At 74.4% G+C, this 20,431-nt stretch carries 18 protein-coding genes, 1 tRNA gene and 1 pseudogene; 8 read left to right on the top strand and 12 right to left on the bottom strand.

The annotated features are described in order from the left end of the window. Window positions 1–44 precede the first annotated feature (44 nt). Entirely contained in the window at window positions 45–983 is a 939-nt protein-coding gene (locus IO29_RS05855) for an SDR family oxidoreductase (protein WP_030377669.1), read from the top strand. 57 nt (window positions 984–1,040) lie between these two features. On the opposite strand, the gene IO29_RS05850 is transcribed toward IO29_RS05855, so the two are convergent. Beyond that, complete coding sequence (locus tag IO29_RS05850; protein WP_030377670.1) at window positions 1,041–1,973, bottom strand: NADP-dependent oxidoreductase; 933 nt, start codon at window positions 1,971–1,973, stop codon at window positions 1,041–1,043. A gap of 87 nt (window positions 1,974–2,060) precedes the next feature. Here IO29_RS05850 and IO29_RS05845 point away from each other — a divergent pair, with 87 nt between their 5' ends. Continuing rightward, the gene (locus IO29_RS05845) at window positions 2,061–2,426 is read left to right on the top strand and encodes a winged helix-turn-helix transcriptional regulator (RefSeq protein WP_030377671.1); all 366 of its coding nucleotides are present in this window, start codon (window positions 2,061–2,063) and stop codon (window positions 2,424–2,426) included. A 112-nt stretch (window positions 2,427–2,538) separates the two neighbouring features. Here IO29_RS05845 and IO29_RS05840 read toward each other — a convergent pair whose 3' ends face one another. Beyond that, window positions 2,539–3,504 (bottom strand): NADP-dependent oxidoreductase, encoded by a 966-nt coding sequence (locus tag IO29_RS05840; protein ID WP_033224615.1) that lies wholly within the window; start codon window positions 3,502–3,504, stop codon window positions 2,539–2,541. Between the two features lie 55 nt (window positions 3,505–3,559). On the opposite strand from IO29_RS05840, the gene IO29_RS05835 reads away from it, so the two are divergent. Further along, on the top strand, window positions 3,560–4,216 hold the full coding sequence (locus IO29_RS05835; protein ID WP_051707345.1) for a TetR/AcrR family transcriptional regulator: 657 nt from the start codon (window positions 3,560–3,562) through the stop codon (window positions 4,214–4,216). Here IO29_RS05835 and IO29_RS05830 read toward each other — a convergent pair. Next, a complete protein-coding gene (locus tag IO29_RS05830; RefSeq protein ID WP_051707310.1) occupies window positions 4,170–4,985 on the bottom strand; it encodes an MBL fold metallo-hydrolase in 816 nt (271 codons plus the stop codon). The two genes, IO29_RS05835 and IO29_RS05830, sit on opposite strands and share 47 nt — an antisense overlap. Window positions 4,986–5,066: 81 nt before the next feature. Between IO29_RS05830 and IO29_RS05825 the strand changes: the two genes are divergently transcribed. From IO29_RS05825 to IO29_RS05810, 4 genes and pseudogenes are all read left to right on the top strand, one after another. Continuing rightward, a complete protein-coding gene (locus IO29_RS05825) occupies window positions 5,067–5,513 on the top strand; it encodes an Rrf2 family transcriptional regulator (RefSeq protein ID WP_030377675.1) in 447 nt (148 codons plus the stop codon). A 134-nt stretch (window positions 5,514–5,647) separates the two neighbouring features. After that, window positions 5,648–5,863: a hypothetical protein gene (locus IO29_RS05820; RefSeq protein ID WP_030377676.1), complete on the top strand. Its 216-nt coding sequence runs from the start codon at window positions 5,648–5,650 to the stop codon at window positions 5,861–5,863. A 10-nt stretch (window positions 5,864–5,873) separates the two neighbouring features. Then, window positions 5,874–7,322 carry an L-seryl-tRNA(Sec) selenium transferase gene (gene selA / locus IO29_RS05815; protein WP_106969702.1) on the top strand — a complete coding sequence of 483 codons (1,449 nt, stop codon included), beginning with the start codon at window positions 5,874–5,876 and terminating at the stop codon, window positions 7,320–7,322. Between the two features lie 5 nt (window positions 7,323–7,327). Next, window positions 7,328–9,076 (top strand): annotated as a pseudogene (locus IO29_RS05810) (SelB C-terminal domain-containing protein); the annotation flags it as partial. A 53-nt stretch (window positions 9,077–9,129) separates the two neighbouring features. Here the strand turns inward: IO29_RS05810 and IO29_RS38430 are convergent. Next, window positions 9,130–9,222: transfer RNA gene (locus IO29_RS38430), tRNA-Sec, on the bottom strand. A 107-nt stretch (window positions 9,223–9,329) separates the two neighbouring features. Between IO29_RS38430 and selD the strand changes: the two genes are divergently transcribed. Then, the gene (gene selD, locus IO29_RS05805; protein WP_030377679.1) at window positions 9,330–10,349 is read left to right on the top strand and encodes a selenide, water dikinase SelD; all 1,020 of its coding nucleotides are present in this window, start codon (window positions 9,330–9,332) and stop codon (window positions 10,347–10,349) included. Between the two features lie 28 nt (window positions 10,350–10,377). Here selD and fdh read toward each other — a convergent pair whose 3' ends face one another. The 8 genes from fdh to IO29_RS38420 form a co-directional block, all read right to left on the bottom strand. Next, a complete protein-coding gene (gene fdh / locus IO29_RS05800; protein WP_199806834.1) occupies window positions 10,378–13,638 on the bottom strand; it encodes a formate dehydrogenase in 3,261 nt (1,086 codons plus the stop codon). Window positions 13,639–13,722: 84 nt separating this feature from the next. Beyond that, window positions 13,723–14,556 carry a hemerythrin domain-containing protein gene (locus IO29_RS38425; protein ID WP_063738065.1) on the bottom strand — a complete coding sequence of 278 codons (834 nt, stop codon included), beginning with the start codon at window positions 14,554–14,556 and terminating at the stop codon, window positions 13,723–13,725. A 49-nt stretch (window positions 14,557–14,605) separates the two neighbouring features. After that, entirely contained in the window at window positions 14,606–15,649 is a 1,044-nt protein-coding gene (nrfD, locus tag IO29_RS05785; RefSeq protein WP_199806835.1) for an NrfD/PsrC family molybdoenzyme membrane anchor subunit, read from the bottom strand. Next, the gene (locus IO29_RS05780; protein WP_051707312.1) at window positions 15,646–16,698 is read right to left on the bottom strand and encodes a 4Fe-4S dicluster domain-containing protein; all 1,053 of its coding nucleotides are present in this window, start codon (window positions 16,696–16,698) and stop codon (window positions 15,646–15,648) included. Before IO29_RS05780 ends, nrfD begins: the two co-directional genes overlap by 4 nt. Before the next feature lie 126 nt (window positions 16,699–16,824). After that, on the bottom strand, window positions 16,825–18,081 hold the full coding sequence (locus tag IO29_RS05775) for a ferritin-like domain-containing protein (RefSeq protein WP_234307381.1): 1,257 nt from the start codon (window positions 18,079–18,081) through the stop codon (window positions 16,825–16,827). Then, entirely contained in the window at window positions 18,078–18,947 is an 870-nt protein-coding gene (locus tag IO29_RS05770) for a phosphate/phosphite/phosphonate ABC transporter substrate-binding protein (RefSeq protein ID WP_234307382.1), read from the bottom strand. The genes IO29_RS05775 and IO29_RS05770 overlap by 4 nt, the downstream gene beginning before the upstream one ends. Next, window positions 18,944–20,104 (bottom strand): acyl-CoA dehydrogenase family protein, encoded by a 1,161-nt coding sequence (locus IO29_RS05765; protein WP_051707314.1) that lies wholly within the window; start codon window positions 20,102–20,104, stop codon window positions 18,944–18,946. Before IO29_RS05765 ends, IO29_RS05770 begins: the two co-directional genes overlap by 4 nt. 130 nt (window positions 20,105–20,234) lie before the next feature. Further along, on the bottom strand, window positions 20,235–20,381 hold the full coding sequence (locus tag IO29_RS38420; RefSeq protein ID WP_158709285.1) for a TlpA family protein disulfide reductase: 147 nt from the start codon (window positions 20,379–20,381) through the stop codon (window positions 20,235–20,237). Between the last annotated feature and the right edge of the window lie 50 nt (window positions 20,382–20,431).

Below are 20,431 nucleotides of genomic sequence, written 5' to 3'. Positions count from 1 at the left end.
CTCGGTCACGGTGGCGGCAACGACACCACGAGGGAGCCCCGGCCATGCCACGTACCGACTTCGATCTCACCGTCCCCGATCTGTCCGGCAAGCGCGCCGTCGTCACCGGCGCGAGCGACGGCATCGGACTCGGCCTCGCGACCCGTCTCGCGGCCGCCGGCGCGGAGGTGCTGCTGCCGGTCCGCAACCCGCGCAAGGGCCAGGCGGCGCTCGACGCGATCCGCGCGCGGGTCTCCGGCGCGGACGTGTCCCGGCGCACGCTGGACCTGTCCTCCCTGACGTCCGTCCGGGCGCTGGGCGAGACCCTGCTGGCGGAGGACCGTCCGATCCACCTGCTCGTCAACAACGCCGGCGTCATGACACCGCCCGAGCGGCAGACGACCGCGGACGGGTTCGAGCTTCAGTTCGGCACCAACCACCTCGGCCACTTCGCCCTCGTCGCCCGTCTGCTGCCGCTGCTGCGGGCCGGCCGTGCCCGCGTGACCTCGCAGATCAGCGTCGCGGCGAACCAGTACGCCATCAACTGGGAGGACCTGAACTGGGAACGCTCCTACGACGGCAGGCGCGCCTACAGCCAGTCGAAGATCGCGCTCGGGCTCTTCGGCCTGGAGCTGGACCGCCGCAGCGCGGCCGGTGACTGGGGCATCACCAGCAATCTGTCCCACCCGGGCGTCGCGCCCACCAGCCTCCTGGCCGCCCGCCCCGAACTGGGCCGCGCCAAGGACACCGTGGGCGTACGCGTCATCCGCGCGCTGTCCGCCCGCGGCATCCTCCTCGGCACGGTCCGCACCGCGCAGCTCCCCGCCCTGTACGCCGCCACGTCGCCCGAGGCCGAACGCGGAGCGTTCTACGGCCCCAGCGGCCCCGGCCACCTGGGCGGGCCGCCCGCCCCGCAGAAGCTCTACAGCCGCCTGCACAGCACGGACGAGGCCCGCCGCGTCTGGGCACGCTCCGAGGAACTGACCGGGGTGCGCTGCGGGTGACCCGGGAGCGGCCGGTTCGGCTCCTGCCGGAGCGGGCGCGGGGAGGCGCGGGCGCCGTCACAGGGTGAGGACGATCTTGCCCTGGAGGTGGCCGTCGTCGAGCAGCCGGTGCGCGTCGGCGACGCGGTCGAACGGGAACGTCTCCTGGACGTGCACCCGGAGCCTGCCCTCTTCGACGAGGCCGACCAGAGCGCGCAGGGCGACCGGGTCCGGGTCGACCGCGATGCCGCTGAAGCGCAGGCCGGCCGCCTCGTACGCGGCGATCAGCCCCGTGTCCTCCTCGGCGACCGCCGTCACCAGATGGCCGCCCGGACGCAGCACCTTCAGCGACCGCTCGGCGGTGTCGCCGCCGATGGTGTCGAGCACGACGTCGACGTCGCGGACCGCCCCGGCGAAGTCGGCCGTCGTGTAGTCGATCACCTCGTCGGCGCCGAGCCCTTCGACGAACTCCCGCTTGCCGCCGCTCGCCGTCGTGATCACGTGCGCGCCGAGCGCCTTGGCGATCTGGATCGCCACATGGCCGACCCCGCCCCCACCGCCGTGGACCAGGACGCGGTCGCCCTCGCCCACACCGGCGAGATCGACCAGGCCCTGCCACGCCGTGAGCCCGACGATCGGCAGCGCCGCCGCCTCGACGTGCGAGAGCGCGGCCGGCCTGCGCACCAGGTGCAGCGCGGGCGCCGCCACCAGCTCGGCGTATCCATTGGCCGCCCGGGGGAAGAGCGGCATCCCGAACACCTCGTCGCCGGGCCGGAACCGCCAGGTCCCCGGCGCGTCCTCGACCACGCCGCTGATGTCCCAGCCGAGGACGAACGGGGGCCGGCCGAGCAGCGGGAACTCGCCGGCGCGCAGCCGTGCCTCCAGGGGGTTCAGCCCGATCGCCCGGACCCGGACGAGGACCTCCGTCGGCAGCGGCCGGGGCGCGGGCGCGTCCTCCACGACGGTGAGCACCTCGGGACCGCCGAGCGTGTGCTGGGTGATGACTCGCATGACTCTCCTGGCTGAGCAGTGAGGGGGAAGGGGAAGAGATCAACCAGGCTAGGTATGCGACAGGAACCACCAGGTACCTTTGGCGCCATGAGCGGATTCGGTCGCGGTGACGTCTTCCTCGCCGACTGCCCGGCACGTCTCGCGGTCGAACTGATCGCCGACAAGTGGACGGTGGTCGTGCTCTACGGACTCAGTCAGGGCCCGGTGCGCCACGGCGAGTTGATCGGACTGATCGGCGGCATCTCCCGCAAGGTCCTCACCCAGACCCTGCGGCGGCTCCAGGCGCACGGCCTCGTCCGCCGCCACGCCTACGCGGAGGTGCCGCCCCGCGTCGAGTACGAACTCACCCCTCTCGGGGTGTCGCTGATCGAACCGATCCACATGCTGACCGAGTGGGCGCGCGCCAACGGCGAGGCGGTCCTCGACGCCCTCGAGGCCGCCCCCGAGGCGTGAGCGGTGCCGCGGCGCGGAACCCTCTCGGTGGGCGCGGGCACGTCCTGCGGCCGCGAGGGTTCCGCGCGGACGCGCCCTTCACCCTGCCGACGGTGCCGCCCCGGCGTCACCGTCAGGTGGCGGCGAGGTCGATGACGATCTTTCCCCGTACGTGCCGGCCGGCCTGGAGTTCGGCCGCGCGGCGGATCTGCTCGATCGGGAAGGTGGCCGCGACGGGCACCCACAGCCGGCCCGCCGCGACGAGGCCGGCGATCTCCTCCAGGGCGCCGGGGGCCGCGTTGGCTCCGTTGGCCGCCGCGACGCCGTCGACCTGCGCGGCGATGGTGCAGATGCGGCTGTCGGGGACGCCGAGCTCCCGCGCGACGTGCACGGTCTCCACTCCGTGCAGGTCGACGGCGGCGGCGATGCCGCCGGGGGCGAGGGCGCGGACCCGGTCGGCCAGGCCGTCGCCGTAGGCGACCGGCTCGGCTCCGAGCTTGCGCAGGTAGTCGGCCGAGGCCGCCGATCCCGTCCCGATCACGCGCGCTCCCGCGATCCGGGCCAGCTGGACGGCGAACACCCCGACCCCGCCTCCGGCGCCGCCGATCAGCACCGTGTCGCCGGGGCCGGGGCCGACCGCGGCGAGGGCGGCGGACGCCGTGCGGCCCGCGATGGTGAGGGTGGCGGCGGTGCGGTCGTCGACGCCGGGGGGCGTGTGGTGGGCCTCGTTCGCCGCGGTGTCCCTGGCCGGGTCGATGACGACGAAGTCGGCGACCGCGCGGGACAGCGCGCCCCCGAACACCCGGTCGCCGGGGGCGAAGCCGGTCGCGCCGTCACCGACCTGGTCGACCACGCCCGCGTAGTCGGTCCCGAACCCGGCCGGCAGGGTCAGGCCGAACCGGGCGGCGGTGTCCGCGTCGGCGGTCATGATCCAGTCCATCGGGTTCAGGCCGGCCGCGGTGACCCGCACCCGGATCTGTCCCGGACCGGCCTGCGGCGCGGGGACCTCACGGACGTCCAGTACGCCGGGGCCGCCGAACGTGTCCATCCGGACCGCCCTGCTGTCGCCCGCGGGCGTGTGCTCGTTTCGTGCCTGCATGTGCGGCTGTCTCCTCGGGAAGGGGGAAGCACCGAAACGGACTATGCTCCGTTTCATGAGTGACAGTAACAGAAACGGAGCGCGTTCCATTTCCTCCGGGGTGGCGGAGCGCACACCGCGGGCGGACGCGGCCCGCAATCGCGACCAGTTGCTCGCGGTGGCCACCCGCGTCTTCATGTCGGCCGGCACCGAGCCGTCGATGCGCGCGATAGCCCGCGAGGCCGGGGTCGGCATCGCCACGCTCTACCGGCACTTCCCGACCCGGGAGTCACTGGTCGACGCGGTCTACCAGGACCAGGTCACGCGACTGACGACCGGCGCCCGCGAGCTGCTCGGCGAGCTCGCCCCGGCCGCGGCGATGCGGCGCTGGATGGATCTGTTCGGGGACTGGATCGCCGCCAAGAACGGCATGCTGGACACGCTGGTCGCCATGATCGAGTCGGGCGAGATCACCCACGGGCAGACCCGGACCGAGCTGCTGACGGCCATCACCACGATCCTCGACGCGGGCCGCGCGGCGGGCGACCTCCGCCCCGACGTCACCGCCGAGGACATCGCCGCCGCGCTCATCGGCATCTTCACCGTGACCCCCCGGCCCGGCCGCGAAGCCATGGCCGCCCGCCTCCTGGACCTCCTGATGGACGGCCTCCGCCCCGCCGGAGGGATCAGGCCGTCGTCCGCGCGGCCTCGGCCTCCTGCCGGGGCCCCGTGACCAGCGGTACGGTCTCCCCGTCGCCTCGCAGGTGGGCCGTGAGGCCGCGCTTCGCGGCGGCCCGGGCGAATCGCTCGGCGATGGCGGGCTGTTCGACGTAGGTGGGCGGGTTGTCGAACAGTTCGTAGTGGATGGCGCAGGCGGCGGTCGCGCCGAGCGCCGCCGCGGCCTCGACGGCCTGCTCGGGCGTCAGGGTGACGGGCACGTCCACCTCGTACCCCTCGAACTTCGCGATGACGCCGTTGACGGGTAGGAAGGCGACGTCGAAGGGACCGTGATCGCGGGCGATCTGCCACCAGTTGCCGTGCCACATGGTGTCCCCGCAGTGGATGATCCGGGCCCCGGCGCCCTCCACGACCCAGGCCACCTGGTCGGAGTCGGTGCCCCGCCAGTCCAGCGAGGCGACCGGCGTCACCGTCAGCGGGCCGATGTGCCGGGGCTGCCCCAGCTCCTGAGCGGTGGCCGCGATGCCGTCCTCGGCCAGCGCCGGGGCGAGCGGTGCGTGGCATCCGACGGTGCCGGAGGCGGCGAGGCGCGTGATCAGCTCGCGGTCGTAGTGGTCGGGGTGCAGATGGGTGATCAGGGTGTGGGTTCCGGCGGACGCCTCGACGGGAGGCAACGGCCGCTTGGGCTTCCCGAGGACGGGCTCCAGGGGCTCGACGTTCTCCAGCGGATCGATCAGCACCCGGGTGCCGCTCAGTCGGACCTCCACCCCCGCCCAGCCCAGGCGGCGCAGGCGGAGTGTGTCGGTGGCGGTGTGCGTGGTCATGGGGAGCCTCTAACTGTAATCGTGTTGATTGCGATTTCGATAAGCGTAGCCACGGCGATTACGAAATGGCAAGATGACCCCATGGCCCGATCCACCAACACCCAGTTCGCCGTCGCCGTGCATGTGCTGACGTACCTGGCGGGCGTCACCGAGGGGCACGCGGTGAGCTCCGAGGAGCTCTCCAAGAGCGCCAACGTCAACCCCGTCTACGTGCGCCGCGTCCTCGGTCCGCTGCGCGAGGCGGGGCTCGTGCGCTCGCGCCCCGGCGTCCGCGGGGGCTGGGAACTGGCGGCGGACCCCTCCGCGATCACGCTCGAACGGATCTGGTCGCTGCTCCAGGGCGCCGACCCGGTGCTCGGACTGCACGGACCGGACCCGGACTGCGCGACCGGCCGTCATGTGCAGCGGAGCCTGACCGCGCTCGACCGGACGGTCGCCGACGCGGTGGCGGCCACGCTGCGCCGCTACACCGTCCGCGACGTCCTCACGGGCGCGCTGGGGGACGTGCGGCCCCTGCTCGGCGGCTGACGCCCGGGCACGGCGGCCGACGGGCCCGCCGCGGGGCAGGGGCCCGAATGGCTGTGCCGATTGGCGCCACCCTCGGGGTGCGGCTGGAGTGGACCACAGATCCGCTCTCCCCCGACGCGAAAGCGAGCACCGCTGTGATCGTCAAGAAGCTGCACGAGTCCGGGATCCGCTCCGAGCACGCCTACGCGGCCGGATTCGCCTCCATCGGCCTGACCGTCGTCTCGTGGAGTGTGTCGCTGCGCGTGGAGAAGAAGGGCGAGGAGCGGGCGGACCGCTGGGGGCTCTTCGTCGGGGAGTGGGCACCCACCTTCTTCGCTCTGGGCCTGGCGCTGGCCAACTACGAGAAATAACGGCGCCGGCGTGGACCAGCGGGGCGCGGGCCGGTGGACGCGAGAGGCATCCGGAGCGGGGAAGGGCGCCGGGGCGGGAGCGCCGGAAGCCCTCCGCGACCGCTCCGCACCGGGCCACCGCACCGCCGGACACAACCCGGACGGGAGCGACCGGAACGGGAGCGACGCGCGCCGGCGGATCCCGCGCACGGACGTCCTCCTCGACGACCCGCGGCTGGCGGCCGCGATCACCCGGCTGGGGCCGCGACCGGTGAAGACCGCGGTCCACCAGGCGCAGCGGCGCGCACGCCACGGCACCGTCGCCCCCGAGGAGGTCGCGGACACGGCGGTGGCCCTGCTGCCGCCCACGGCCGGCGGGCTCCGCCCGGTGATCAACGCCACCGGGGTGCTGCTGCACACCAACCTCGGCCGGGCCGCGCTGTCGGGCGCGGCCCGGCAGGCGGTGCGGGACGCCGCGGGCCCGACCGATGTCGAACTGGACCTGCGCACCGGCGTCCGCGCCCGTCGGGGCCGCTCCGCCCTGGCCGCGCTGTGCGGACGGGTGCCGTCCGCCGCCGCGGCGCACGTCGTCAACAACGGTGCCGCCGCCCTCGTCCTCGCCGCCACCGCGCTCGCCGCGGGCCGGGAGATCGTCATCGGCCGCGGCGAAATGGTGGAGATCGGGGACGGCTTCCGGCTGCCGGACCTGCTCGTCTCCACCGGGGCACGGCTCCGTGAGGTGGGTACCACCAACCGTACGAACGCCGCGGACTACGCCGACGCGATCGGCCCGGAGACCGCGTTCGTCCTGAAGGTCCACCCCTCCAACTTCCGTGTCACCGGCTTCACCCGCGCCGCCCCGACCCGTGAACTGGCGGGGCTCGGCGTGCCCGTCGTCGTCGACATCGGTTCCGGACTGCTCGGCCCGCACCCGCTGCTGCCCGACGAACCCGACGCGGAGACCGCACTGCGGGACGGCGCCGCGCTGGTCACCGCGAGCGGCGACAAACTGCTCGGCGGACCCCAGTGCGGACTCCTCCTCGGCGACGGCGGCCTCGTCCGCACCCTGGCCCGGCACCCCCTGGCCCGCGCCCTGCGGGTGGACAAGCTCACCCTGGCCGCCCTGGAGGCCACCCTCACGGGCCCCGAAACCCCGACCGCCCGGGCTCTGTCCGCCGACCCTCGCGCACTCACGCACCGCGCCGAGCGGCTCGCCGCCGAGCTGAGCACCACCGGCGTCGACGTCCGAGCCGTGACCTGCACCGCCACCGTCGGCGGCGGAGGCGCGCCGGGAGTGGAACTGCCCAGCGCGGCGCTGTCCCTGCCCGAGCCGTACGCCGCCGCACTGCGCACCGGCCCGGTCCCCGTGGTGGGCCGGCTGGAGGCGGGGCGCTGCCTGCTCGACCTGCGGGCGGTGGAACCGGAGGACGACGACCGGCTCGCCGAGGCGGTGCGGACGGCCGTACCGGGCGGGAGGTGAACGCCATGCGGGTGCTGGCCACCGCGGGCCACGTCGACCACGGCAAGTCCGCCCTGGTACGGGCGCTGACCGGCATGGAACCCGACCGTCACGAGGAGGAACGCCGCCGCGGGCTCACCCTCGACCTCGGCTTCGTATGGACACCCCCCGACGCCGACGGCGAGCACCTGGCCTTCGTGGACGTGCCCGGGCACGAGAAGTTCGTACCCACCATGCTCGCCGGGGCCGGCCCCGTCCCCGCCGTCCTCTTCGTCGTCGCCGCCGACCAGGGCTGGCAGCCCCAGTCACAGGAACACCTGGCGATCCTCGACGCCCTCGGGGTACGGCACGCCGTCCTCGCCGTCACCCGCAGCGATCTCGCCGACCCCGAACCCGTACGCGCGGACGCCCTGCGGCGGCTGGCCGGCACCTCCCTGGGCACCGTCCCGTCCGTCGCGGTGAGCGCGCCGACCGGCGCCGGACTGGACGACCTGCGCGGCGAGCTGAGCCGGCTGGCCCGCGCCCTGCCCGTGCCGCCCGCCGACGCCGACGTACGGCTGTGGCTGGACCGTGTCTTCACCGTCCGCGGGCACGGCACCGTCGTGACCGGCACCCTCGGCGCGGGCACCCTGCGCGTCGGCGACCGCCTGGTGACCGGGGACGGCCCGGCCGAACTCAGGGTGCGCGGACTGGAGTCCCTCCAGGAGCGGCGGACCTCCGTCAGCGGCGTGGCCCGGGTCGCGGTCAACGTCCACGGCACACCGGACGGCGCACTGCGGCGCGGCGCGGTGCTGCTGACCCCGGACCGCTGGCTGCGCACGGACCTCGCCGACGTCCGCGTCACCGGCGGACCGGCCGAGGAGCTGCCCCGGACGGTGACCCTGCACCTCGGTACGGCGGCCGTCCCGGTGACCGTCCGCCCCCTGGGCGAGGACACCGCCAGACTGACGCTCGGCCGGCGGCTGCCGCTGCGCGTCGGGGACCGCGCGGTCCTGCGCGAACCCGGCGGCGGGCGCCCGCCCTGCGCCGCGACCGTGCTCGACGTGCGCCCGCCACGCCTGGACCGCCGGGGCGCGGGGCGGGCCAGAGCGGCCGCCCTCGCCACGATGACGGGCCGTCCCGACGGCCCGGCCGAACTGCGCCGGCGCGGTCTCGTCCGCCGCTCGGAGCTGCTGGCGATGGGCGTGCCCGCGCCCGCCGAGCCCGTCACCGGCGACTGGCTGGCCGACGCCCGCCACTGGGCAGGGCTGCGCGAGCGGCTGGCCGCCGAGACCGCACGCCACGCGCGCCGGCACCCCATGGAGCCCGGCCTGCCCGCCGAAGCCGCCCGGAGACTGCTCGACCTGCCCGACCGGGCCCTGGTGGACGCCCTCGCCCGCACCCCCGGCACGGAGGAACTGCTGTGCCGCGAGGGCAGGCTGTACGGCCCCGACAGTGCCCGCCCCACCCTGCCGCCGTCGCTGCGGGCGGCCGTGGACGCCGTACGGCACGAACTGGAGAAGACGCCATTCCGCGCCCCCGAGGCCGATCGCCTCGCCCAACTGGGGCTCACCCGCAAGGCGTTGGCCGCCGCCGTGCGGGCCGGCGCGCTGCTGCGGATCGCCGAGGCCGTCGTGCTGCTGCCGGGGGCGGACGAACGGGCCGCCGCGGTACTGCGCCGGCTGCCGGGGCCCTTCACGCTCAGCGAGGCCCGCAAGGCCCTCGACACCACCCGCCGGGTCGCCGTGCCGCTCCTCGAGTTCCTCGACGCCCGCCGGCTCACCGAACGGGTGGACGACCAGCGCAGACGCTGCCGGCCGGAACGGGAGGCACGGGAGGAGAAGGCGGACGGAGGCGGACGGGAATCGAACCCGCCTGCCCGAGATCCTCGGGCACCTCGGTTTTGAAGACCGGGAGGGCCACCAGGCACCCACACGCCTCCACCGCCCGTCACGGTACCGGAAGGTCTTATTCGTGCCGGTATCGGTCGCCGCCCCGCGTGCCGCACCTCACCGGCCCCGCACGACCCGTCCCCCGAGGAGTCCCGGCATGACCACCACCCGCGAAACCCCCGTACGGCTCACCCAGTTCGCCCACGGCGGCGGCTGCGCCTGCAAGATCCCGCCCGGTGAACTGGAGGACATGCTCGGCGGGTTGTCCGTGCCGCTTCCGGCCGGGTCGCCCCTGCTGGTCGGGGCGGCCACCGGGGACGACGCCGCGGTCGTCCTCCTCCCCGCGCCCGGCGGCGGGCCCGCGCAGGCGATGGTGTCCACCGCCGACTTCTTCACCCCGGTCGTCGACGACCCCTACGACTGGGGGCGCATCGCCGCGGCCAACGCCCTGTCCGACGTGTACGCGATGGGCGGCCGCCCCGTCCTCGCCGTCAACCTCCTGGCCTGGCCGCGCGACGTGCTCCCGCTGGACCTGGCCCGCGAGGTGCTGCGCGGCGGTGCGGAGACCGCCGCGGAAGCCGGGTGCCACGTCGGCGGCGGGCACAGTGTGGACGACCCCGAACCCAAGTACGGGATGGCCGTCACCGGGCTCGCGGACCCCGCGCGGCTGCTGCGCAACGACGCCGGCCGGCCCGGCCTGCCGCTCTCCCTCACCAAGCCCCTCGGACTCGGTGTGCTGAACAACCGCCACAAGGCCACCGGTGAGCGGTTCGCGCAGGCCGTGGCCACCATGGTGGCCCTCAACCGGGAGGCGTCCGAGGCGGCCCTGGCCGCCGGGGCGGCCTGCGCCACGGACGTCACCGGGTTCGGGCTCCTCGGCCATCTGCACAAACTCGCGCGGGCGTCCGGCGTGAGCGCGGTGCTCGACACCGCCGCCGTGCCCTACCTGGACGGGGCGCGGGAGGCCGTCCGGGACGGCTATGTCAGCGGCGGCACCCGGCGGAACCTGGACTGGGTGGCGCCGTTCACCGACTTCGGCGGGACGGACGCCGGCACCCGGCTGCTGCTGGCCGACGCCCAGACCTCCGGGGGCCTGCTCGTCGCCGGGGAGATCCCGGGCGCCCCGGTGATCGGCGAACTCGTGCCGCGCGGGCCCCACTCGATCGTCCTGAAGTGAGGCCCACGCGCCGGGCGCCGCCCGCGGATCACGGCTCGGTACCCGTGTGTTCGTCGATGCCCGCCCGTGCCCGGTAGGAGCGGACCAGCTCCACCGAGGCCGGGCCCCGGGGGCGGCGGCCCGGGCGGATGTCCACCGCGAACGCCTTCGACTCCTGGATGTGGGTGTTGGGATCGAGGGACAGATGGGTCAGCTCGTTGGCCGCGTCACCCGTGGTGTAGCCGTTGGGCCCCCAGTGGTAGGGCAGACCCACCTGGTGCAGGGTGCGGCCGTGCACGGTCAGCGGTGCCATCCGGTCGGTGACCAGCACCCGCGCCTCCACCACGCCCCGGGCGCTGACGATCGTCGCCCAGCCGGTGTGCTCCAGACCCCGCTCGGTGGCCAGTTCCGGCGACACCTCGCAGAAGAACTCCGGCTGCAACTCCGCGAGATAGGGCTGCCAGCGCGTCATGCCGCCCGCCGTGTGGTGCTCGGTGAGCCGGTAGGTGGTGGCCACGTACGGGAACACCTCCGTGCCCGGCTCGCCCGCGCTGGGCTGGTAGCGGTTGTCCGGATGCGGCGGCATCAACTGCCGTACCGGGTTGCGCTGTTGCCCGTACAGCAGATTCGGGAACGGTGAGTCCTGCGGCTCGTAGTGGGTCGGCAGGGGGCCGTCGGTGAGCCCGGCGGGCACGTACAGCCAGGCCTTGCCGTCGGCCTGCATCACGAACGCGTCGGTGCCCGACAGGGCCTCGGCGGCCCTCGCGTCCGGCGGCGGCCGGTGGTAGGGGGACTTGTCCTTGGAGAAGTCGGCGATGTCGTGGCCGGTCCACTCCGCCTTCTCCTCGTCCCACCACACCAGGGCCTTGCGCGCGCTCCACGGTTTGCCGTCCGGGTCGGCCGAGGCGCGGTTGTACAGGATGCGCCGGTTGGCGGGCCACGCCCAGCCCCACTCGTTGGCCACCCAGTTCTGCTCCTTGCCGGGTCTGCGGCGGGCGGCCTGGTTGACGCCGTCGGTGTAGACGCCGCAGTAGATCCAGCAGCCGCACGCGGTGGAGCCGTCCGGGTCGAGCTGCTCGTAGGAGGTCAGCGGCCGGCCGTCGGCGTCGTAGCCGTTGATCTCGGCGAGCACCGTCTCGGCCTCCGGCTCCGCCTCCTCGCCCTTGGTGGGGTAGTCCCAGGTCAGGTCGAGCACCGGCCGGTCCATCGGGTCCGCCGACCCGGCGAGCTTCTGCCGGATCAGCCGGCCCAGGTGGTACGTGAACCACAGGTCGCTGCGCGCCTCGCCGGGCGGGTCGACGGCCTTGTGGTGCCATTGCAGCAGCCGCTGGGTGTTGGTGAAGCTGCCGTCCTTCTCGGTGTGCGCGGCGGCCGGCAGGAAGAACACCTCGGTGGCGATGTCCTCGGTGCGCAGCTCGCCGGTCTCGATCTCCGGGCCGTCCTTCCACCAGGTGGCCGACTCGATCAGGGAGAAGTCCCGTACGACCAGCCAGTCCAGGTTCGCCATGCCCAGCCGCTGCATCTTCGCGTTGGCCGAGCCGACCGCCGGGTTCTCGCCGATCAGGAAGTAGCCCTTGCACGTTCCCTCGATCTGGGCCATGACCGTCTCGTAGGTGGAGTGCGAGCCGGTCAGGCGTGGCAGGTAGTCGAAGCAGAAGTCGTTGTCCGGGCCGGCCGCGTCGCCCCAGTACGCCTTGAGCAGGCTGACCAGGTAGGAGCGCATGTCTCCCCAGAAGCCCTTCTCCGCGGCCTCCGCCCGCACGAAGCTGTCCAGGTCCTCCTGCTTGTGCGCGTGCGGCATCGGGATGTAGCCCGGCAGCAGGTTGAACAGGGTCGGGATGTCCGTGGAGCCCTGGATGGAGGCGTGTCCGCGCAGGGCGAGGATGCCGCCGCCGGGCCGGCCGATGTTGCCGAGCAGGGTCTGGAGCACGGCCGCGGCGCGGATGTACTGCACGCCCACCGTGTGCTGCGTCCAGCCGACCGCGTAGGCGAAGGCGGTGGTGCGCTCCCGGCCGGAGTTCTCCGTGACCAGCTCGCACACCTGCCGGAACAGCTCCCGCGGCACCCCGCAGATCTCCTCCACCATCTCCGGTGTGTAGCGGGCGTAGTGCCGCTTGAGCACCTGGAACACACAGCGCGGGTGCGTCATGCTCTCGTCGCGCTCGGGCTCGCCCTCGCCGAGGGAGGCGCCGCCGGAACCGTGCGACTCGCCGCCCGCCGCCTCCGACACGGAGGATCCGCCGCCGGTGCGCTCCTCGTACTCCTCGTCCCGCTGGCCGGAGGCGGCCTGCACCTCCATGCCCTCGTACTGCCAGGTGCCGTTGTCGTAGCTGCGGCCGTCCCGGTCGAGACCGGAGAACACGCCGTCGAGGTCTTCGGTGTCCTCGAACTCCTCGGTCAGCACGACGGGCCCGTTGGTGTACGCCACCACGTAGTCACGGAAGTACCTGTCGTTGCCCAGGACGTGGTTGATGATCCCGCCGAGGAAGGCGATGTCCGTGCCCGCGCGCAGCGGCACATGCAGATCGGCCAGCGCACTGGTCCGGGTGAACCGTGGGTCGACGTGGATCACCTTGGCGCCGCGCGCCTTGGCCTCCATCACCCACTGGAACCCGACCGGATGGCACTCGGCCATGTTCGAACCCTCGATGACGATGCAGTCGGAGTTCTGAAGGTCCTGCTGGAAGGTGGTCGCGCCGCCGCGGCCGAACGAGGTTCCCAGACTGGGAACGGTGGAGGAGTGTCAAACACGCGCCTGGTTCTCGATCTGCACGGCACCGAGCGCGGTGAACAACTTCTTGATGAGGTAGTTCTCCTCGTTGTCCAGCGTCGCCCCGCCCAGGCTGGCGACGCCCAGCGTGCGCCGGGTGCGGACGCCGTCGACCTCCCACTGCCAGCCGGCCCGGCGGGCCTTGACGACCCGGTCGGCGATCATGCCCATCGCCGTGTCCAGATCGAGCCGCTCCCACTCGGTGCCGTGCGGACGCCGGTACAGGACATGCTGCTCGCGCGCCCCGCCCGTGGTCAGCTGGAGACTCGCGGCGCCCTTGGGGCACAGCCGGCCGCGCGAGACGGGGGAGTCGGGGTCGCCCTCGATCTGGGTGACCCGGTCGTCCTCCACGTACACGTTCTGGCCGCAGCCCACGGCGCAGTACGGGCAGACCGACTTCACGACCCGTTCGGCCGAGGCCACCCGGGGGGTGAGCCGGGCGCTGGGCCCGCTCTTGGCGGCGGCCCCCCGGCCCAGCGGATCGGTGCCCTTGAGCTGCCGGTAGACCGGCCAGGAGTCGATCCATGTACGTACGCCCATGACGTGACCTTTCACGTTCGCGTGAGCACGCGCGGTGCTGTTCGGTCCTGCTCCTGTGCCGTGCCACCCTCTGGGGGCGGGCGTTCAGGATTCCTCCTGCCCGCCGTCCTCCTGCCGCCGCTCGCGGTCCTCGGCCCGCCAGGCCTCGACGATCCTGGCGCCCAGCCGCTCACGGTCGTCCTGGGAGAGAGTCTGGCGCAGCCGGGCGAAGACGGCATCCTCGAAGGCGACGTGCCGGCGCAACTGCCCCTCCAGCCGCTCGACGAGCCGGTCGAACTCCTCGCTGTGCGGGGAGGCGCGCTCCAGGTCCGTCAGCGTCCGGGTGCCCTCGGTCTCCTGCTCCAGCGCCTGACCGGCCAGCCGGTCGCCGTCGGCCAGCACCGCGCGCACGGTCGGCCACAGGTGCTGCTGCTCGGCCGGCTCGTGGCTCGCCAGTGTCCTGGCGATCAGACCGACGATCGACCGCCTGCGCAGCCGCTCGGACTCCGAGCCGCCCTTGGTGACGCCCGGCAGGGTCTTGAGCTGCTTCAGCAGCGCGGTGACCCGGTCGTGGTCCCGGGTCAGTACGTCGGTGAGCTCGTGCGTGTCACCGGGGGTTCGCTCGCTCCCCGGGGAGGCGTCCCGCGACTCGGCGGCCCGGCGCATCTCCCGGTCGGCGGCGGCCCGGCGCTTCAGCCACCGCAGGGTCTCGTCCTTGCCGGTGGGGTTCTCGGCGGACGGGTTCGACAGGTGCTGGGTGGACTCCCGCGGCATGCCGGGGCGGTGCTGTTCCGCGGTGGTGAGCGTGTCACCGCCGTCGGCCGGCAGACCGGTGGCGATCAGGAAGGCCTGCCCGGCGGGCACGCCGAGCCAGCGCCCGGCCTCCTCGTAGTCGAGGCCGTCCGCGAGCAGACGCCGTACCTGGCTGCGGCTGGGCATCAGCCTCGCCTCCTTCCCGTCCGGCGCCCGGTGGCCGGAAGCCGCGAGGTCATGCGTGGTGGGGGCGTGGAGAACCGCCGTCGCGGGCCGCCAGCCGTTCCCGCTGCGGGACCACGGTGTACTTGGGGTCCTCGGCCGAGTCGACCCCGGCGTGGAACACCGCGAACCGCAGCGCCGCCGAGCCCGCCAGCAGGGCCGCACCGGCCACCGCGGCCGGCGTCCGGCCGCGCCACCGGCCCGCGCAGGCCGCCAGCACCGCACCGCCGCCCGTGAGCAGCTCCGCGGCGCGCGACAGCCTGTGCGGCCTGCCCTGTTCGTACGGTTCGGCCGTCAGCCCCATCCGATGCCTCATCAGCTGGAAGGTGCCCAGCTCCAGCGCGGCCCCGCCGATGGCCATGCGGCGCGCGGGGCCCGCCTGCGCGGAGGGTGTGCAGAGGAGCGCCAGCCCGGCCGCCGCCGTCGCGCCGGAGCCGGCGAAGACGAACGGCAGCTCGCGGTAGCCCTCGTGCCAGGAGGGCACCGCCGTGTCGGAGAGCAGCACGGCGGTGTAGGTGGCGACCGCCGGGCCCAGGACGGCCGCGGCCGCCGTGGCGGCCGTGCCGACGAGACGGTGGCGGCCCGCGACATCGGCGGCCGCCGCGGCCATGGTCAGCGGCGCGTACCCGGCCAGCAGCCACGACCCCATGTTCATCGGCGAGGTGGGCTTGAAGACGCGGAGCATGTTGAGGAACCGCGCGGGCCGCCCCAGGTCGTGCACCAGCGCGCCCAGCGACAGGGTGATGGCGCCCGCCGCGCCGAGCTTCGCCACCCGCCCCAGCACCGGCCGCCCGGTGGCGTGCGCCCCCGCCGCGAGCAGTGAGGAGGCGCCCGCCAGACCGCCGAGGTAGAGATAGCCGGCGATGTCGAGGGGCTCCCAGGTCGGCTTGTTCAGGACCGGTTTGCCGTAGTACGACGAGAACTGGGCGTCGGGGACCATCGGCTGCTCGCCACGCCCGCGGCGCCGCCGGTGCCGCCCCGCCCGGGCACCCGTCGGCGCTTCGCGCCCCGGACGCGCCCCTTGAACACCCTCGCGGGTGACGTCCGACCCGCTCATCGCGGCCTCCCGACGAAACTGGCGAGGCCCAGCGCGGCGAGCGAGACGGCCGCGATCCCCGCCTGTCTCCACATCGCGGGCAGGTCCCGGGTGGTGACCACCGGGTCCGGCGGCAGGCCGTAGACCTCGGGTTCGTCGAGCAGCAGGAAGAACGCGCCGTCGCCGCCGACGCCGTCCTCCGGACTCTCCCCGTACAGCCGGGCGTCGGTGACACCGGCCGCGTGCAACCGCGCCACCCGGGCCGCCGCCCGCTCGCGCAGTTCGTCCAGCGGGCCGAACTGGATGGAGTCGGTGGGGCAGGACTTGGCGCAGGCCGGTTCCATGCCGACGCCGAGCCGGTCGTAGCAGAGCGTGCACTTCCAGACCCGGCCGTCCTCCTCGCGCTGGTCGATGACGCCGTACGGGCAGGCGGGCACGCAGTATCCGCAGCCGTTGCACACGTCCTCCTGCACCACGACCGTGCCGAACTCCGTGCGGAACAGCGCGCCCGTGGGGCACACGTCCAGGCAGGCGGCGTGTGTGCAGTGCTTGCACACGTCGGAGGCCATCAGCCAGCGCAACTCGGTCCGCCCGTCGGGCGAGAGCGGCGAGATCTCCCCGGCCGGCGCCCCGGCGGGGGCCGCCTCCGGCGCGGGAGCGGTGGCGCCGGGGCCGGGGGAGGAGGGGGAGCCGCCGAGGGCGCGGGCGGCCTCGAACACGTCGAAACCGCTGTGGTCGACGCCGGGTTCCTGACCGCCCAGCGGCTTGCGCTGCTCGATGAAGGCCACATGCCGCCAGGTGTCTGCGCCCAGCCCCTGGGTGTTGTCGTAGGACATGCCGGTCAGCTCCAGGCCGTCCTCCGGCACCGCGTTCCACTCCTTGCACGCCACCTCGCACGCCTTGCAGCCGATGCAGACGGAGGTGTCGGTGAAGAAGCCCATGCGCGGCGGTGTGTCGGGATAGCCGGCCGCCCGCGCCACGTTCGGCTGCGGCCCGGACAGCAGGTTGCCGGACGGGGGCGGCGGATCGCCGCCCGCCGTGGGCACCGCGGTCGTGTCGCCGTCGGCCATGCTCCGACCTCCTCGTCCGTTCCCACCCCTCTGTGCGCACCGCTGCCTCGACGAGCGTCGCACGGAACGTCGGACGGCGCGCGCCCGGAAGGGCGGGGGCGGCGGTCGTGCGGGGGACCGGCGGGATCACATGAAATTGCGGGTGTGCAGCGCCGACAGGCCGGCGGCCTCGCCGTCGGAGAAGCCCAGCCGGGACAGCCGGTGCCGGCGTCCCTCGTCCATGTCCGCCTGGAGCCGGCGCACCGCCCGCCAGCCGCGGGCGATCGCCTCCGGCGCCCACGACCCGGCGGCCAGCAGGACGAGCGCGTCGAACACGTCCCGGTTCAGGCCCGCCGTGTCGGCCAGTATGTCGTGACGGCGCTCCACGGCGGCCCGCAGCCGGCCGCGCAGCCGCGGTTCCGCTCCGGCGCGGTGCTCGAGGTGGCCGAGGCCGAAGGCGACGTGCCGGGCCTCGTCCTGGCGCACCAGATGGCAGATCCGGCGTGTCACCGGGTCCGGCGCGTGCCGTTCCAGGAACGTCAGCAGATTGAGGAAGCTGCCCTCGCCGAGCACCGACAGCAGGAAGGACGCGATCGAGAAGTCCGGTTCGGTGAGCAGCGTCGCCAGGGACGCCCGGCCGCCCGCCGAGGAGGTGCCCATCGCGCCGCCCCGCAGCAGCGCCCGCCGGGTGAAGACCTCCACGTGCCGGGCCTCGTCGGCGGCCTGGACGGCGAGCAGTTGGAGCACCTCGCGGAAGTGCGGGTGCACCTGGACCAGCAGCCGGGCGGGCACCACCAGGGCCGCCTGCTCGTTCTCCACCAGGTACGTCATGACCTGGACGACCGCTGCCTCCACCTCGTCCGGAAGGGTGAACGGGGTGTCCCACGCGATGGCGGCCACCGGGTCCCACTGGGCCGCGGCGGCCTGACGGTACAGCCGTGGCGCGAGAGCGCTCCAGGCCGTGTCCCGTTCGGTGACCGGGAACGGCACCTCGGGGCCGCCGGCCTCCACCAGCGCGCCGCGCGCCGCCAGTCCCCAGTGCAGCGGCGCCCGGTCGGCCACCCGCCCGGACCGGGGGTCCCCGGCCCGCTCCGCGCCCTGCCGGCGGGCCGCGCCGGCCGCGCCGCGCGTCACATGCGCCCGCACCGCGGCGCCCTCGGGCGTCGCGGGCGCCACGGTGTGTCCCTCGCGGCGGCACCAGGCGGCGAGGTGGGTGAGCAGCGCCGGATCGGTCCCGGTGACGGCGACCCGCTCGCCGGGTCCCACCTGGTGCAGCGCGCGGCGCAGCAGCAGATGGGCGCCCTCGTCGAAACCGAGCCCGGCCAGGTCCAGCAGCGGGACACCGGTCGGGGACCCGGGCGCGGAGTGTGGCGGGACGGCAGGCCGGGAGAGGCCCTGCGTCACGGCCGGTACCCGGCGGCCGTCACGCGGCCGTCGGCGTCGTAGAACCCCGCCTCGTCCACGGCGGCCGCGAGGTGGGCGTACCCGCTCTCCCGGCCGGGCAGCCACCGCGTGAGCCCTTCCAGGTCCAGCAGCCGGCGCACCTCGGGGTCGGCCGTGGACATCGACAGCAGCAGGGAGGTGAGCAGCTCGCCGAGGTCCGGGTCCAGGGACGGGCCCGCCGCCAGCACGCAGTGGTCGAAGGGGGCCGTGCGGGTCAGCAGCCGGGTGGCGCCCGGCAGGAGGGTGCCCTCCTGGCCGAACAGCAGATGGTTGGCGTCGGTCATGCAGGCCGCCGCGACCTCGCCGGACAGCAGGGCGCGCGCCGCCTCCCGCTCCCCGCCGATGTGGTCGCCGTGCAGGCCCACCCCGGTGTCGTGGCGCACGACCTCGAAGTCGGCGCCCGCCTGGAGGCCCTGCTCCCGCAGATGGTGCAGCGGCAGCAGGGTCGCCTGCGGGGAGTCGACCGCGCCGACGGCGACCGTGCGCCCCTTGAGGTCGGTGACGCCGGCCGGTCCGTCCGTCCGGACGACCACGACCGAGGTGAGGTCACGGTCGGTGTCGCGCATGACGAGCGGCCGCAGCTCCACCCCCGCTCCCCGCGCCAGCCTGCCGCTGCGCAGCCAGGCCAGCGGCGAGTGCCAGGCGACGTCGATCCGGCCGCGCACGAGGTCCTCGGCCTGCCGCTCGTAGTGGGCGTAGAGCACGAAGTCGAACGGCAGCCCGTGGCGCAGCAGCCAGGAGCGGAACCCGCTCCAGATGGTGACGACCTTCGGGTCGTAGGCGACGGCGCCCAGAAGCACCGTGCCCCTCGTCTCCTCCCGCTTCACCGGCTCTCCTCGAACAGCGGCAGCCCCAGTCCGGCCCGGCCGCAGAAGTCGTACAGGGCCTCGGTGGTCGGTGCCATCACCCGGGCCGCCAGCGCGTCCCGGAACCGCCGCTCCACGCCCAGTTCCCGGCGGAACGCCGACCCGCCGCACAGCCGCATGACGCCGTCCGCGACCTCGGCGGCGGTCTCGCCCGCCAGCGCCTTGACCTGGAGCACACGCAGCTGCGCGTCCGCGCGGCCGGCGGCCAGGGCGGTCAGCGTGTCGTCCAGGAACGACCGTACGGCGTCGGCCCGCAGCCGCAGCCGCGCGTACTGCTGCCGGGGCAGGGGCTGCTCGGCCAGGCTCTGGTCCAGATGCTCGAGCCGGGCGCCGCGCAGCTGCGCCGAGGCCAGGCCCAGCAGGGCCTCGGCCACGCCGAGGGAGAAGGCCGCGTTCAGGACGAGGAAGCGGGGGAGCACCAGGGACAGGGCCGCGTCCAGGCCCGTGCCGTCGGCGCCCAGCAGCGCGGTCCGCGGCACCGACACGCCCTTGGCGGTGACCGGGCTGGAGGCGTTGCCGCGCAGCCCGAAGCCGTCGTAGTCCCCCCGTACGTCCAGGCCGGCGCTGTCCGCCGGGACCAGCCACAGCGACATGGCGCCGTCGGCCCGCAGCGGCTTGCTCGACCACACATAGCTGTCGGCCTCTCCGGCCGAGGTGATCCACGACTTCTCCGCGTCCAGCCGCACCGTCTCCCGGCCCTCGGGGGAGGCGGTTCCGCGGGACGCCCAGAAGTGGCTGCGCGAGCCCTTCTCGGAGAAGGCCAGCGTGCTCAGGTGCCGGCCCCGCGCGATGTCCCGCCGTACCTCCGGCGGTCCGTGGCGGTCCACGACGGCGACGGCAGCGTAGTGCATCAGCAGCACCATCGCGGTGGAGCCGCAGGCCCCGGCCAGCCGCTCGACCACACCGGCGGCCTCCCGCAGGTCCGCGCCGGCGCCGCCGTGTCCGGGCGGGCTGAGCAGCCCGAGCAGCCCGGCGTCCGCGAGGGCGGCCACCCCCTCGCGGGGGAACCGGCCGGTGCGGTCCACCTCGTCGGCGAGCGGCCGCACGGTCTCGTGCAGCACCGTCTCGAACTTCGCGTTCCGTGCGGACGGCGGCGGGGCCTCGGTGGACGTGGGCATGCGGCTCCTTCACCACGGCGGTGGAAATGTCCGGTCGGACGGGACGGCCCAGCCAAGCAGCTGTGCCACCGTGTCCCCGGGAGCGCGCGCCGCCCGCGCCAAAGAATGATGATCGGCGCGGGGGACCGGTTCAGTCCCGCGCCGGCAGCGACCGTACGGCTGTGTGCAGTTCGGCGGGCGTGGTGCCGCCGACCGTCCGTACGATGCCGTCCGCGCCGACGAGGACATTGGTCGGTACGCCGCGGACGCCGAGGCGGTCGGCGTACTCGCCGTCCATGCATGGGGGGGGGTGAACCGATGGCCGACCGCCCGAACCGCCGGCGCCGG

This window comes from Streptomyces sp. NRRL F-6676 (assembly GCF_000725625.1).
Lineage (GTDB): Bacteria > Actinomycetota > Actinomycetes > Streptomycetales > Streptomycetaceae > Streptomyces.
This window is presented reverse-complemented; position numbering and strand designations above follow the sequence as displayed.

What these genes read in the sequence shown, in the direction of transcription:
- IO29_RS05855 (WP_030377669.1), top strand. Translation starts at nt 45, where the DNA reads ATGCCACGTACCGACTTCGATCTCACCGTCCCCGATCTGTCCGGCAAG.
- IO29_RS05850 (WP_030377670.1), bottom strand. Translation starts at nt 1,973, where the DNA reads ATGCGAGTCATCACCCAGCACACGCTCGGCGGTCCCGAGGTGCTCACC.
- IO29_RS05845 (WP_030377671.1), top strand. Translation starts at nt 2,061, where the DNA reads ATGAGCGGATTCGGTCGCGGTGACGTCTTCCTCGCCGACTGCCCGGCA.
- IO29_RS05840 (WP_033224615.1), bottom strand. Translation starts at nt 3,504, where the DNA reads ATGCAGGCACGAAACGAGCACACGCCCGCGGGCGACAGCAGGGCGGTC.
- IO29_RS05835 (WP_051707345.1), top strand. Translation starts at nt 3,560, where the DNA reads ATGAGTGACAGTAACAGAAACGGAGCGCGTTCCATTTCCTCCGGGGTG.
- IO29_RS05830 (WP_051707310.1), bottom strand. Translation starts at nt 4,985, where the DNA reads ATGACCACGCACACCGCCACCGACACACTCCGCCTGCGCCGCCTGGGC.
- IO29_RS05825 (WP_030377675.1), top strand. Translation starts at nt 5,067, where the DNA reads ATGGCCCGATCCACCAACACCCAGTTCGCCGTCGCCGTGCATGTGCTG.
- selD (WP_030377679.1), top strand. Translation starts at nt 9,330, where the DNA reads ATGACCACCACCCGCGAAACCCCCGTACGGCTCACCCAGTTCGCCCAC.
- IO29_RS38425 (WP_063738065.1), bottom strand. Translation starts at nt 14,556, where the DNA reads ATGCCCAGCCGCAGCCAGGTACGGCGTCTGCTCGCGGACGGCCTCGAC.
- nrfD (WP_199806835.1), bottom strand. Translation starts at nt 15,649, where the DNA reads ATGAGCGGGTCGGACGTCACCCGCGAGGGTGTTCAAGGGGCGCGTCCG.
- IO29_RS05780 (WP_051707312.1), bottom strand. Translation starts at nt 16,698, where the DNA reads ATGGCCGACGGCGACACGACCGCGGTGCCCACGGCGGGCGGCGATCCG.
- IO29_RS05765 (WP_051707314.1), bottom strand. Translation starts at nt 20,104, where the DNA reads ATGCCCACGTCCACCGAGGCCCCGCCGCCGTCCGCACGGAACGCGAAG.
- IO29_RS38420 (WP_158709285.1), bottom strand. Translation starts at nt 20,381, where the DNA reads ATGGACGGCGAGTACGCCGACCGCCTCGGCGTCCGCGGCGTACCGACC.